Genomic DNA, 12,645 nt, shown 5'->3' with positions numbered 1-12,645 from the left:
CCCACGGTGAGTTGCAGTTGAACCGACAAATATCGACCGCGTGATCGACGTCACCAAGGTGTCAGGCCTGGCGGTATTGCGGAAGCCACTCCATCTTCATGGTTGCTATCAGTCCGATCGATGATGGGCGCGAGCGATGCCGAGGTCGTGGAAGAAGGTCAGCGACTCTGCCGCGTCGACACTGGTGGGGTCGAGAACCGACTCTGGGGATTCGCCGCCGAGGATCCGTTTGATCGGCACTTCGAGCTTCTTGCCGGTCCGGGTGTGCGGGATGGCCGGCACCTGAACGATGTCGTCCGGAACATGGCGGGGGGACGCGCCCGTGGCAATTGCCGAGCGGATCTCGGCCTTCCAGTGATCGGTCAGCTCGACATCGTCTGCGGTGGCGACGAACATCGGCATCCAATAGCCGTCATGGGGCTCTTCCACCCCGACGACGAGTGCCTCGCGTACATACGGCAGTGCCTCGACGATCGCGTAGATGTCGGCGCTGCCGATCCGGATGCCGCGCCTGTTCAAGGTGGCATCGGAGCGACCGTGGATGACCACGGAACCACGCCCGGTCACCGTGATCCAGTCACCGTGTCGCCAGATGCCTGGATAGGTGGAGAAGTAGGCCGCATGGAGCCGCCCGCCACCCGGGTCGTCCCAGAACCCGAGCGGCATCGACGGCATCGGACGCGTGACGACCAGCTCCCCCACTGTGTCGCGCACCGGCGCACCGTCCGGGTCGACGGCTTCCAGGGCAACGCCCAGGCAGGGCCCTGACAGCTCACCTGGCCGCACTTCCAACCAGGGCGAAGGGCCGGCGAATGCCGTGACGACATCGGTGCCGCCGCTGGTCACCGCGATCCTCGCAGCTGGGGCAATCTGGTTGGCCAGCCACGAAAAGAGCCCTGCGGAGAATGTCGAGCCGGTCACCCCCACCGTCCGCAGCGCGGCGAGGTGATGGCCTCGCACATTCACTTCTGCCCTGCGACACGCGGACAGGTACGCCGGACTGGTCCCCAATACCGTCGCCTCCGTCCGCGCGGCGATCGCCCACAATTGATCTACTCGGGGGTGGGCCGGGCTTCCGTCGACACAGATGATCGCGGCTCCGACGAGCAGGCAGGACACCAGCGCGTTCCACATCATCCAGCTCGGAGTCGTGTACCAGAGCATGCGGTCGCCGGGGCCGAGGTCCAGGTGCAGAGCGTTGAGTTTGAGATGCTCGAGCACGACGCCGCCGTGCCCGTGCATGATGCCTTTCGGGATCCCGGTGGTGCCGGAGGAAAACAGCACCCACAGCGGATGATCGAAGGGAAGCAGGACCGGTTCGAGCGTCCCGGTCCGATCGGCGGTGAGATCCGACCACGTGATGACATGTCCGTCGAATGCCGCGCTGGTCTCACCCACGAGCACGAGATGCTCCAGGCCAGGCAGCGCGGCACGGAGTTCGTCCACACCGGCCGAGTCGTCGTGCGCACGCCCCGCGTGGGTGTGCCCGGTAGCGGCGATCAGGACCTTCGGGCGCAGCTGAGCAAGTCGCGCCGCGGCGGCACCGGGTGCGTAGTCGGTACCGCACAGACCCCAGATGGCCCCGAGGCTGGCCGCGGCAAGGAACGCCACGACGGCCTCAACACCATTCGGAAGGTAAGCGACCACCGTGTCGTTGTGCCCGACACCCAGTTCGGCCAGTCCGGTGGCCGCAGCGGCGACCTGGGTTTCCAGCTCTGCCCACGTCAGCGTGGTGTCCGGGCCGGTCTCGCTGACGGCGATCAGCGCAACGTCTGTGGGCCGGCGGTTCCGAAAGACTTCGGTGGTGAAGTTCAGGGCAGTGTCAGGGAACCAGACCGCACCCGGCATGCGGTCGTCGGCCAGCACCGGTTCGCCCGGGGATCGGGCCGGCAATCCGAAAAAGTCCCAGACCGAACCCCAGAACGCAGTGAGGTCCGAGACCGACCACGCCCACAGGCGCTGGTAGTCGTTCAGGTCGAGGCTGGTGCGTCGGGAGGCGAAGCCGGCGAAATCGGCCAGCCGGAAGGCGGGTCGGCTCATAAGCGAAGCAGCCTTCGTGCGTTGGTGACCAGAGCGTGGTCCGGATGGGAGTGTCCGTGTTCGGCGTCCCAGCCACCGAAATTCGACCCGAACACGAGATGAGCGGGGTTGGCCACTTCGCGGAGCAACCGGACTCCGGCGTCGAAGTGCAGATGTTGGTCGAACCACAGTCGGTGCAGGTGGTGGTGCAACGTTTCGGAATCGACCGGGGACCGGGCGGTCTGCGCGAAGGCGGTCAGCCGGCCCCAGAGCAGCGGGATTGCGCCGCCGCCGTGGCTGAAGCAGACGTCAAGGTCCGGATGCCGGTCCAGCACATCGCCGAGCAGAAAGCTGCTGACGGCGACGGTGTCTTCCAGCGGGTACCCGAGGACGGCGTGCCCGATCCAGCGGTCCAGCCGCGGGTCTCCTGGCGGGCCGTCGAGACCGGGCATGGCGGAATGGATGAATAGCGGCACATCGAGCTGTTCGCAGGCGGAGTAGATGGGGTCAAGGTCGGTACTGTCCAAGTGCGGCCGTGCATCTGATCCGATGAACCCGCCGAGCGCGCCGAGTTCTCCGACGCCTCGGTGCAGTTCCGCTGCCGCCGCTTCCGGGTCTTGGGTGGGGAGCTGGACAAGCGGCCGGGTTCGGCCGTCGGTCTTCTCGCACCACTGGCCGAGGAGATCATTCGCTCGGGTCGCGAACGGTACGGCTATTTCCGCCGGCGCGTGGTGGAAGAGCCAGAGCGGGGACATCGTGACGATCTGGAGGTCGATCCCGGCTTGGTCCAGATCGTGTACGCGCTCGCCCGGCGAAACGGTGAGCGCGGACCGGCTCGCGAGTGGCCAGCTCATCCCCCCGGTGACCAGGCTGCAGCCGGCCGGGGTGTCCTCGATACGGGGTCCGCAGGCGCCGGCCTGGCCGAGAAGTTCATCGAAGAACAAATGGGCGTGGAGGTCGATCATGCCGGTTTCCCGGTGGGTCGCAGCGAGCTCTGAGGGGCAAGCTTTTGCCAGTGGTGGCCCCACACTTCGTTGGCCGCGCCGGCAGTCCGGTCGATGTAGCGCATGGACCACGTCGTGTCGTCGATGTCGATGGAGTCGCACCCCAGCTCGACGTCGAATCCGCTGGGTGAGCGGGTGTAGAACGACATCTGTTCATCGCCCACATGACGGCCCAGGGTGGCGCTGATCTCCCATTTTCCGCGCAGCACCACATCGTAGGCTCGACCGACCTCGTTGACGTCCTGGGATTCGACCATGATGTGCTGCAGCCCCAGCAGCTGTCCCGGCATCGCCCACAGGGCGATGCTGTGGTGCCGGGTGTTGCACCGCAAGAAGGCCATAGTCCCGAGTTCGGGGCCGTGCTCGACGATGTCGGTGCAGCGCAGCCCGAGGGTGTCCTGGTAGAACGTCATGCCGACCGCGAGATCCGGGACGACCAGGACGGCATGGCCCAGGCCTTGGGCGCCGGTCCGGAATGATGTGGTCGGGCGGGCCCCACGGAAGGTCCGGTCGAACTCGACCGCCCCGGCGTAGACCTCGTGCCGGATGCCGAAGGGATCGTGGAAGGAGGCGAGTTCGCGAACCATGCGGGACTGCGCAACGTCGCGGGATTCAACCAGCACTGGTACCCCGAGGCCGGTGAGGTCGTTGCAGACTGTCGCCAGGGTGGCGGAGTCGGCGACCTCCCAGCCCACGTACGCGATCGCGTCCTGGTCGCCGGGGTGTACCGCAAGCCGATAGGCCCGATCGTCCCAGCGCATGCGTTGCGTTCCGTCTTCGCCGGTGACGACTTCCATGCCGAGCACGTCGGTGGCGAACTCGGGCCATTCCGCGGCCCGCGGCGATGTCACACCCAGGTATCCCAGGCTGTGGAAGAGTCGGTTGTGCATGACTGGCTCCAAGGTCAGATATCGTGCCCAACACGGGCGCGACCTGGTGAGGGCGGCGCGGTTCGTCACGGCGTGTGTTTCAGTGCCGTGACGGTGTGGTCGATCCATTCGCAGATGTAGTCGCGCGCCACAGGCTGGTTGTCCACGCTGCAGTGCTCGACGCCGCCCTCCTCGTCGCCGAAGATCTTGAGTTCGCGAGCCGGGCTGTTGATCAGGTCGTGGTACAGGTCGTAGGCGTAGCGCAGCGGGATTTGGCGGTCGTGTTCGCCGTGGGCGACCAGAAACGGCACGGTGATGCGGTCGGCGACGCCCCGCAGGGTGATGTGAGGGGCCAGCTCGAGGAACTCGGCCTGGTCCCGGCAGCCCCATACCCACCGCACGTGTTCCCAGTAGTGGGGTACCGGGCGGTCGCCCTGGTTCTTGAGCCGGTCGAACTGGACCTGCCCCCAGTCATAGTTGGATCCCCACGCGACCCCGAATTTCAGGCGCGATTCGAAGGCGTTGGCCCGGGGGCCGTAGTACCCGCCGAGCGACCAGGCCAGCATGCCGACCAGGCTCTCGTCGATGTCGGGAAGATCGGTGAGGAAGTCGATACACGCCGCCGCCCACATCTCGGTGTTCGGGGTCGCCGTCAGCCCTTGGAGCCGCAGCGCCTCACCGGAGCCGGGAGTGTCGACGATGAGCGTCGCGATCCCGCGATTGCGGAGTTCCTGGGCGGTGCCCGTGCCGTAAATCTGCTCCTTGGTGCTGTCCAGACCGTTCCAGAAAATGACGCAGGGAGCGGGCTCGGCCGACTCGGGCCGAACGAGGATCGCGGGCAGAGTGCTCGACCCGTAGGGGACCTCGACGCGTTCCGCGGGCTGGCCGGTCAGGTGAAGGTAGCGAGAGAAGTAGTCCAGCGCGTTGCGGTAGGCGACTTTGCGGGGTTCGAAGGAGTGTGCCTGCATGCGCTCAGCGGTCTGGTAGTAGACCGATGCCCGTTGATATTTGAAGCCGGCGCTGCGTGGCCGGTCATGTTTCTCATCGTCTTGGGCCAGGGCGACGAGGTCATCGGCCAAGGCGCACCAGGTATCGAAGAAGGCCTGGGTCTGGTCGTCTTCGGAACCGGGGGGCAGCTCGCGCAGGGAGCGGCAGGCACGGTCGACCTCGCCGATCAGGCCGCCGACGGCCAGGCACAGGCACACGGACATGTTCCAGACGTATTTGCCAGGAAAGGGTTCGAACACGATGGATCTACTTCCTCACTTGATGGCCAGAGCGCTGACGGGAGCCCCCGAAGCGCCGGTGATGGGCAAGGGGGATGCGACGAACATGAACGTGTAGACGCCGTCCTGGGCGCAGTCTGCTGCGAGCGCGTCGAGGTCGAACATTTCACCGAAGGCGATGCCGCCGTGGACGAGCGACACGATGTGCAGGGGCTGGAAGTAGTCGATTTGATTGGGACGGACCTCGACGCCCCAGGTGTCGGTCGCGACGGCGGCGATGTCATGGGAGTGCAGCCATGGCGCCAGGTGCAGCGACAGGCCGGGGGCGGCGCCGCCGGCGTAGTCTCCCCAGTTCCCGCGGCGGGCCGCCATGAATCCGGTCCGAACCAGCAGCGCGTCGCCGGGCTGGACCGTCAGATCGTGGTCGGCCAGGAATTCGGCTATCTCAGCGGCCTCGATTGCGTCGCCCGGCTCGAGCGCGTCGACCCCGCGATGAGCGGGCATATCGATCAAAACGCCGGGCATGACAATCCGCCCCGTGTAGTTTTCGATTCCGTTGGCCGCCGCGCCGCGGGAGTTGACCTGATCTGCCGGTCGGCCGTTGAACATCCGGCCTTCCCAGAAAATGTGGGAAAGGGAATCCCACTGCGTGCCACTCTGGGTGGGCATGACCAGGACGTCGTCGGAAAAGCCGAACCCACGAGACGGGCCGAAGCCGCCGGGGAGCGGATCTTGGGCGCCTCCGACGTGGTCGGTCCCGGTGGCGGTCAGCAGCAGTTGCGGATTGTTCCGGAAGCCACCGGGCTGCGGGCCGGCCTGGTCATAGGGCAGCGTGAGCGATATCGGTGTCCCCTTCTTGACCAGCCCTGCGGCCCGCATCACTTCTGCGGGCCCAACCAGGTTGAGCGCGCCGACTTCGTCGTCGGTACCCCAGCGGCCCCAGTTCGAGCACGACGCGATGTACTCGTGCAGTAACTGGGTTTGCTGATCACTGGCTGCTGCGGGCACCGCGACGCTCCCTTGTCGGTTGACGCGAACTCATCAGTTCGGCGAGTTGGGTGGGTTGTGGGGGTGGTCAGAATGGCCGGGCAAGTCGCTCGAACGCCTCAGCGGTGACCCGCTCGTGGTCGGCGTCGGGGTTGTTCGGATAGGTCTGCCAGTGGGCGAGCTGGCAGGAGGTCTCCACCACGAAGCGGCATCGGTCGTAGCGTCGCTGGGAGAAGCGGACGAGTGCCGCCTCTACTGACCCGCCGGTGTCGAGCTCCTCGGCCAGCGCGACCGCATCCTCCAGGCACATGGCGGCTCCAGCCGCGAGCTGCGGAGTCGGGCAGTGGGCAGCATCGCCGAGGATGACCGCACGGCCGACTGTCCAGGGCTCCGGGGCGAGGACGGTGGAGAACTTGGCCAAGTTGACCTGATCCGGGTCGAGGATCTCGGCCCGCGCGGCCGGCACGAAGCCACCGAAAGGCTCGGTGAGCCGGAGCACGAGGTCGACCAACTCCGGCGGCGTCGGCCAGCCGTCCTCTTCGACCGGGTAGGAGCAGAACATGTACATGCTGTCCTCGCCGGTGGGCGTGAAGCCGATGAAGACATCGCCGAACGGCCGATATTGAATTTCACCGGTCACCTGCGCAGGTCGCGGGACCACGGCACGAATGCAGCCCTGTCCCCGGAAGACGAGCGGCACGGGGCCGAAAAGCTGGTCGCGCGTCGCGGAACGTACGCCGTCGGCGCCGACGACGAGGTCATATCGGCCGCCGGAGCCGTCGGTGAGTGTGACCTCGGCGGCCCGGTCCCCCGTGTGGACAGAGGCAAGCTCCGTGCCGCCGCGGGCGGTCACGCCAAGAGCCGCTGCGCGGTCCAGCAGAATAGCGTGCAAGGCGGGGCGCATCATGCCGAGCATTCCCGGCAACTCGGACCCGGCCGGCGACGGAAGGTCGAATTTGCTCGCCGGCGTGCCGTCCACGTTGAGCGTCTGGAAGGTCCTGATTCCGTAACCGGCGGCGACGCACTGCTCCACCACACCGAGCCGCTCCAGCGCACGCAGGGCCGGACCGATCAGGGTGATGCCACTGCCCAGGGCTTGGATCTGAGCCCGCCGCTCGACGAGCTCCACGTCCATTCCCTGTTCAGCCAGCGCGATGGCCGTCGCCAGTCCGGCAATTCCAGCGCCGACAACAAGGACGTTCATTTCCAGCCGTCCTCTCCGCGGGTCCGCACACGATGGGTGCCGTGGGTTGGCGATGATCACGCCAGTGCCGACGATATGGCGAAGAACGACTTGCCTGTTAGCGATGGTTTTCGATGATTTCCATCACCGCAGATGATAGTTCAGTCGAGTTGTGCTGCCGCGGTGGTCAGGCGGGCGCGTAGCCACTGATGCGCGGGGTCCGCATCGGCGCGGGGGGACCAGAACATTGCCTCCCGCAGCGGACTGAACTCCACCGGAGGCTCGAGCAGCCGCACACCGATACGGGCGGCGAGGTAGCGGCCCAGACGTTCCGGCAGCGGTGTCATCAGCCTGGTGCCCGGCAGCAGCAACGGCTGCACCACGAAGCTCTGGGCGAGGATTTCGACCGGACGATCGATACCGAGTTCGCGGAACCGCAGATCGCTGATGGTGTCGGTCGGGCTGCCGCCGAAGGACACACACGGCAGCGTCCGGAACTGTTCCTCGGTCATCTCCTCCCCCACGTCGGGGTGGTCGCCGGCGACGGCGCAGACAAGGCGGTCCGAGAAGAGGTTTGCCGACCGGAGCGGTAGGTCTTCGCCGATCAGTTCATCGGGATAGATCAGCAGATCCAGTTGAGAGCGTGCGACGCGTTGGGCGTAGTCCGCAGCGAGCGGGTGGACCTGGAACCGAACGTGGGGCGCTTCGGTGCTCAACTCGGCCAGCAACGGCCCCAGTAGCAGCAGGAGCACGTAGTCACTGGCCATCAACCGGAAGGTACGGATGCTGGTCTGCGGGTCGAAGTGACGACCAGCGTTGAGCGTGGCCTGGATGGTGTCCAGCGACTCACGGATGGGTTCCACCAGCATCAAAGCGCGGGTCGTCGGTTCCAGGGATCGTCCCTGGCGAACCAGCAACGGGTCGTCGAAGAACTTGCGAAGCCGCGCAAGGGAAGCGCTCATCGCGGGTTGCCCGACCGACATCCGCTCAGCCGCTCGCGTCACATTCTTCTCCGCGATGAGCACGTCGAAGGCCAACAGCAGGTTCAGATCCAGCCGCCGGAGCATCTCGCGATCACTGGACATCTGACCATTCCTTCCCACCACGCGGGCTGCATCGATCAGAACGATACCTGCGATGACGAGCACGCGAGTTCCGCTCTGTCAGCATCGATGACAGGCTGGACCAGGTGTCTCACAATCTTCTCGACCCACAAGGACGGCAATGACGAATCGGGCGTTCCTGCCGGCTCGCTGCGCGTACGCCTACCACCGCTACGGCCGGGCGTGCGACAACCACGACCTGGAAGCCCTTCGTGCGCTTGCCGTCGACGACGTGCAGTTCTCCATCACCGGCCCCGTCGTCAAACACGGCCACGGGATCGAGGCTTTCCTGGACCTGTACCGCGCCCACGACCCCCGGGTAGCCACCCGGCACGTGATCAGCGGCGTACTGGCCGAACAGGACGGCGTGGACATTCGCACCCACGCCCACTTCGAAGCCACGGTATTTGGCGCGTCCGGGACGCGTATCACCTACGGGGTGTACCGCAACGTCCTCCGCGAATCCGGCGACGGAACTCTCCTCATCGTCAATCACATCATCCAGGTAGAGCGCCGCTTGGAGCTTCCAGCCACCGTGGCAGTCGATCCCACGGTCAGCCCGCGCTCTTGAGCGACCAGCCGCCGTCGACCTTGAACTCGCTGCCCGTAGCGTAGCTGGATTCATCCGATGCCAGGTACAGCACCAGGTTCGCGATGTCCTCCGGTAACCCGCGGGCACCGAACGGGATCGCCGCCTTCACCCGATCTTCGATCTCTGCAAAGCTCACCTGATTGGTCGCGGCGATGGCGGTGAACATGCTGTCGCTCATCCGGCTGACGATCGATCCGGGGTGCACCGAGTTGCACCGGACCCGCGCACCGCTTTCCGCGCCGATCGTCGCGAAGGACTTGGCCAGGTGGGCCACCCCGGCCTTGCTCGCCCCGTAGGCCAGCGCCCCGGAAGTGGCCATTCCCGACACCACCGACGACGTGAGGATCACCGACCCCTGCCCCTGGTCGAGCATCGGGGGAAACACCGCCTTGCAGGCCAGGAACGTGCCGGTCAGGTTGACTGCCAGCACCCGGTTCCAATCGTCCTCGGTCGTGGCGAGGCCCCGCTGGTGGCTGCCCTCGATCCCGGCGCAGTTGACGAGCACATCGAGACGTCCGCGCTCGTCGAGGATCCGCGAAACGATCCGATCCCAATCACCGGACTTGGTCACATCATGCGGCAAGGTCGTCACCGCGTCGTCGGTCGCCTCCTGCGCGGAGATGTCCGAAACGTAGACGGTCGCGCCCTCCCGGGCCAGGAGCGCGGCGCAGGCGGCACCGATCCCTCCCATGCCGCCGGTGACCAGAGCGACTTTGCCGACCACCCGCATGGTCCAGCTCCCTTCGTAGTGATGGATCAGTCTTCGAGCAGCTCCAGTGCTTGACGTACTCGTCCGGGGATCTCCACGGGACGCCGGGACTGCGGATCGATGTAGACGTGCACGAAGCGACCGACTGCGGCCGGCGCGGCGTCGTCGATGAAAAAGCCGATCTCGTATCGCACGCTCGAGCGGGAAGCGCCCTCGAGCCGGAGCCCCAGCAGGGGCGTCATAGTGAACTGCATCTCGCGGAAGTAACGACAGCTGGTCTCAGCGACGACGGCGAATCCGGACAAGTCGGTGCGGATGTCGACCCCGGTCTGTTCACCGAGCCAGCCGTTCACGAGAGTGTCCATGAGGACATAGTTGACGGCGTTGTTCACGTGCCCGTAGGTGTCAATGTCGGCCCACCGCAATGGGATCGGGCGCAGCACAGGGTAATCGCGCTGCCGCCGGTCTCGAGGGTCGATGGTCATCATCGGACCACGCTCGCCGGAGCCCACGGCAGCTCCGCGCCACTGTATTTCCACGCCCGGACATCGCCCGAACGCGCATGGCCCTCGAACTGTTCGATCCGCGCCGCCCGGCCGCAGAGCTCGCCCAGGGTGGCGCTCGCCTGCCTGTTGGCAACTTCTTGATAGGTGACCGTCTTCAGATACTTCCCGACCCACAAACCGCCGGTGTAACGCGCCGCGCCCCGCGTGGGAAGTGTGTGATTGGTGCCGATCACCTTGTCGCCATAGGACACGCAGGTGCCCTCCCCCAGGAAAAGGGCACCGAAGTTCCGCATCTTCTGCAGCGCCAGTCGCGGCTCGCGGGTCAAGATCTGCACATGCTCGGAGGCGTAGCTGTCGGCGACGGCAAACGCCTCCTCGACCGTCTCGGTCACCACGACCTCGCCATGATCGCGCCAGGCCGGCGCCGCGAAGTCCGCCGTAGGCATCTCGACGAGGATCTCCTCGACCAGCGACATCACGCGCTCGGCGAGTGGACGGCTCGTCGTCACCAACACCGCGGGCGAATCGGGACCGTGCTCGGCCTGGCTGAGCAGATCGACTGCGACCACGAACGGGTCCGCCTCATCGTCGGCGACCACGAGCGTCTCGGTCGGACCCGCGAAAAGGTCAATTCCCACCTCGCCGAACAACTGACGCTTGGCCTCGGCCACGTAGGCGTTACCCGGACCCGCCAACATGTCCACCTTGCCGATCGTCTCGGTACCCACCGCCATCGCGGCCACCGCCTGCGTACCTCCCAGCAGGAAAATCTCATCGGCGCCCGCCAGATGCATCGCTGCGACCGTCGCCGCCGGAATCTCGCCCCTGATCGGGGGCGTGCAGGCGGTGACGTGCTCGACGCCGGCCACCTTGGCGGTGACCACGGTCATGTGCGCCGAGGCCACCAGCGGATAGCGGCCACCCGGCACGTACGCGCCGGCCCTTCCCACCGGAATGTGCTTCTGCCCAAGGAAGACACCGGGCTCGGTCTCGACCTCGAAGTCGGTCAGTGACTCCTTCTGGTGCTGTGCGAACGTGCGCACCCGCCGCTGAACGGCCAGGATGTCATCGATCACCTGAGCAGGGACACCGGACACGATCCGCTCGATCTCCGCGGCCGAGAGCCGGAAGCTCTCCGGGGACCAGTTGTCGAACTTTTCGGAGTACTCGCGCACCGCCTCGTCGCCGCGCTTACGGATCTCGGCAATGACATCCGCGACGATCTTGCCGACTGTGTCATCTCGCCTTGCGCGGCCTGTTCCGCCCTCGGACGCGCGCTTCAGGTATGTCGCCATTCGCCGACTCCTCTCGTCGACCGACTACTCTGGGTTGTATACGTATACATGTCAATCTGCGGAGTGTGCGATGACAAAGGTCGTCACAGGACACGATGTGGCCCGTCTGGCTGGTGTGTCTCAAGCGACGGTCTCCCGGGCGATCCGGAACCTTCCGGGAACCGCCCCCGAGACCCGCGCTGCCGTACTCGCTGCCGCCGCCGAGCTCGACTACCTCCCCAGCGATTCGGGGCGAGTCTTGTCCACCCGCAGCACCCGACGGGTGGCGGTGGTGGTGGAGGAGATGACCAACCCCTTCTATCCCGAGCTGATCGAGCCACTTCAGCAGGCACTTCTCACTCGGGGGCTGCGGACCGTCCTGGTCAGCGACCGCGGCGAGGGCGAACCTCGCGCCCAGCTACCACAGCTGGCGGACGGCTCCTACGACGGCGTCGTTCTCACGACGACGATCCGTGGTTCCAGACTGCCACGTGACCTCAGCGAGCGCGGCATTCCCCACGTCCTCATGAACCGCGTGCTCGATCATGCGGAGTCTCCTGGCTGCACCTTCGACAACACCAGCGGCGCAGCCCAAGTCGCTCAGCTTCTCGTTGATCTCGGGCACGAATCCATTGCCGCGATTCACGGCCCCATCACTACCTCCACCGGTAGCGAGCGCGCCGCCAGTCTGCGAGCGGCCCTGCGGTCGCTGGGCGCCCCCCTGAAACGAACCAGGACTCGACGTGCTCCGGTCTTCAGCCACGACGCCGGCTACAACCTCGCACGCGACCTGCTCACCGGACCCGATCGGCCGACGGCGATCGCCTGCGGCAACGACGTCCTGGCGATGGGAGCGCTCTCAGCCGCGCGCAGCTTGAACATCGCTGTTCCCGCCGACCTCACCGTCATCGGGTACGACGACATAGCCCTGTCCTCGTGGCCTTTCGTGAATCTGACGACCGTCCGTTGTGATCTGCCGGTTCTTGCTGCCGAGACCGTCGCAATGCTCATGCGGGCACTCGGCGGCGAGCGATTTGCCGAAATCCAAAGAATCCCGGTCGCGTTGGTCAGGCGCGGCTCACACCGGCGTCTCGGCGAAGGCCGTAGTGAGTGATCGGCTCGGCGGATCCGCCATAGCGGCAGCATGTTGACATTCTGACTCGAATTTGTCAC

General features: G+C 66.1%; 12 protein-coding genes and 1 pseudogene. 3 read left to right on the top strand and 10 right to left on the bottom strand.

Annotation, left to right across the window (positions count from 1 at the left end):
- Positions 1-108: 108 nt before the first annotated feature.
- The 7 genes from GKO32_RS16830 to GKO32_RS16800 all read right to left on the bottom strand — a co-directional run bounded on the left by GKO32_RS16830 (position 109) and on the right by GKO32_RS16800 (position 8,373).
- Positions 109-2,040 carry an acetoacetate--CoA ligase gene (locus GKO32_RS16830; protein ID WP_154757826.1) on the bottom strand — a complete coding sequence of 644 codons (1,932 nt, stop codon included), beginning with the start codon at positions 2,038-2,040 and terminating at the stop codon, positions 109-111.
- Positions 2,037-2,984 (bottom strand): amidohydrolase family protein, encoded by a 948-nt coding sequence (locus tag GKO32_RS16825; protein WP_154757825.1) that lies wholly within the window; start codon positions 2,982-2,984, stop codon positions 2,037-2,039. Before GKO32_RS16825 ends, GKO32_RS16830 begins: the two co-directional genes overlap by 4 nt.
- Positions 2,981-3,913: a VOC family protein gene (locus tag GKO32_RS16820; RefSeq protein WP_166459609.1), complete on the bottom strand. Its 933-nt coding sequence runs from the start codon at positions 3,911-3,913 to the stop codon at positions 2,981-2,983. The genes GKO32_RS16825 and GKO32_RS16820 overlap by 4 nt, the downstream gene beginning before the upstream one ends.
- Positions 3,914-3,978: 65 nt before the next feature.
- A complete protein-coding gene (locus GKO32_RS16815; RefSeq protein WP_312868011.1) occupies positions 3,979-5,139 on the bottom strand; it encodes an alpha/beta hydrolase family protein in 1,161 nt (386 codons plus the stop codon).
- 15 nt (positions 5,140-5,154) lie between these two features.
- Positions 5,155-6,126, bottom strand: coding sequence for a cyclase family protein (locus GKO32_RS16810; RefSeq protein WP_312868010.1), 972 nt, complete (start codon positions 6,124-6,126; stop codon positions 5,155-5,157).
- 67 nt (positions 6,127-6,193) lie between these two features.
- Positions 6,194-7,309, bottom strand: coding sequence for an FAD-dependent oxidoreductase (locus tag GKO32_RS16805; RefSeq protein ID WP_154757823.1), 1,116 nt, complete (start codon positions 7,307-7,309; stop codon positions 6,194-6,196).
- Between the two features lie 140 nt (positions 7,310-7,449).
- A complete protein-coding gene (locus GKO32_RS16800; protein WP_154757822.1) occupies positions 7,450-8,373 on the bottom strand; it encodes a LysR family transcriptional regulator in 924 nt (307 codons plus the stop codon).
- 139 nt (positions 8,374-8,512) lie between these two features.
- Between GKO32_RS16800 and GKO32_RS16795 the strand changes: the two genes are divergently transcribed.
- Positions 8,513-8,962: a nuclear transport factor 2 family protein gene (locus GKO32_RS16795; protein WP_154757821.1), complete on the top strand. Its 450-nt coding sequence runs from the start codon at positions 8,513-8,515 to the stop codon at positions 8,960-8,962.
- On the opposite strand, the gene GKO32_RS16790 is transcribed toward GKO32_RS16795, so the two are convergent.
- Genes GKO32_RS16790 through hisD form a run of 3 tightly spaced genes read right to left on the bottom strand, consistent with a single transcriptional unit; the run spans position 8,946 to position 11,493 of the window.
- Positions 8,946-9,713 (bottom strand): SDR family NAD(P)-dependent oxidoreductase, encoded by a 768-nt coding sequence (locus GKO32_RS16790; protein WP_154757820.1) that lies wholly within the window; start codon positions 9,711-9,713, stop codon positions 8,946-8,948. The two genes, GKO32_RS16795 and GKO32_RS16790, sit on opposite strands and share 17 nt — an antisense overlap.
- A gap of 26 nt (positions 9,714-9,739) precedes the next feature.
- Positions 9,740-10,180 (bottom strand): acyl-CoA thioesterase, encoded by a 441-nt coding sequence (locus GKO32_RS16785; protein ID WP_154757819.1) that lies wholly within the window; start codon positions 10,178-10,180, stop codon positions 9,740-9,742.
- Positions 10,177-11,493, bottom strand: a complete 1,317-nt coding sequence (hisD, locus tag GKO32_RS16780) for a histidinol dehydrogenase (protein ID WP_154757818.1) — start codon at positions 11,491-11,493, stop codon at positions 10,177-10,179. Before hisD ends, GKO32_RS16785 begins: the two co-directional genes overlap by 4 nt.
- Here hisD and GKO32_RS40525 point away from each other — a divergent pair.
- Together GKO32_RS40525 and GKO32_RS16775 are read left to right on the top strand one after the other, a co-directional pair.
- Positions 11,405-11,704, top strand: a pseudogene (locus GKO32_RS40525) (LacI family DNA-binding transcriptional regulator); the annotation flags it as partial. The gene hisD and the pseudogene GKO32_RS40525 overlap by 89 nt on opposite strands.
- A 51-nt stretch (positions 11,705-11,755) precedes the next feature.
- The gene (locus GKO32_RS16775; protein WP_312868009.1) at positions 11,756-12,586 is read left to right on the top strand and encodes a substrate-binding domain-containing protein; all 831 of its coding nucleotides are present in this window, start codon (positions 11,756-11,758) and stop codon (positions 12,584-12,586) included.
- Positions 12,587-12,645 lie beyond the last annotated feature (59 nt).

Source organism: Amycolatopsis pithecellobii (assembly GCF_009707865.1).
Lineage (GTDB): Bacteria > Actinomycetota > Actinomycetes > Mycobacteriales > Pseudonocardiaceae > Amycolatopsis_E > Amycolatopsis_E pithecellobii.
This window is presented reverse-complemented; position numbering and strand designations above follow the sequence as displayed.

Excerpts from the sequence above, each read along its gene's own strand:
- GKO32_RS16830 (WP_154757826.1), bottom strand. The coding sequence starts at position 2,040 with ATGAGCCGACCCGCCTTCCGGCTGGCCGATTTCGCCGGCTTCGCCTCC.
- GKO32_RS16825 (WP_154757825.1), bottom strand. The coding sequence starts at position 2,984 with ATGATCGACCTCCACGCCCATTTGTTCTTCGATGAACTTCTCGGCCAG.
- GKO32_RS16820 (WP_166459609.1), bottom strand. The coding sequence starts at position 3,913 with ATGCACAACCGACTCTTCCACAGCCTGGGATACCTGGGTGTGACATCG.
- GKO32_RS16805 (WP_154757823.1), bottom strand. The coding sequence starts at position 7,309 with ATGAACGTCCTTGTTGTCGGCGCTGGAATTGCCGGACTGGCGACGGCC.
- GKO32_RS16800 (WP_154757822.1), bottom strand. The coding sequence starts at position 8,373 with ATGTCCAGTGATCGCGAGATGCTCCGGCGGCTGGATCTGAACCTGCTG.
- GKO32_RS16795 (WP_154757821.1), top strand. The coding sequence starts at position 8,513 with ATGACGAATCGGGCGTTCCTGCCGGCTCGCTGCGCGTACGCCTACCAC.
- GKO32_RS16790 (WP_154757820.1), bottom strand. The coding sequence starts at position 9,713 with ATGCGGGTGGTCGGCAAAGTCGCTCTGGTCACCGGCGGCATGGGAGGG.
- GKO32_RS16785 (WP_154757819.1), bottom strand. The coding sequence starts at position 10,180 with ATGATGACCATCGACCCTCGAGACCGGCGGCAGCGCGATTACCCTGTG.
- hisD (WP_154757818.1), bottom strand. The coding sequence starts at position 11,493 with ATGGCGACATACCTGAAGCGCGCGTCCGAGGGCGGAACAGGCCGCGCA.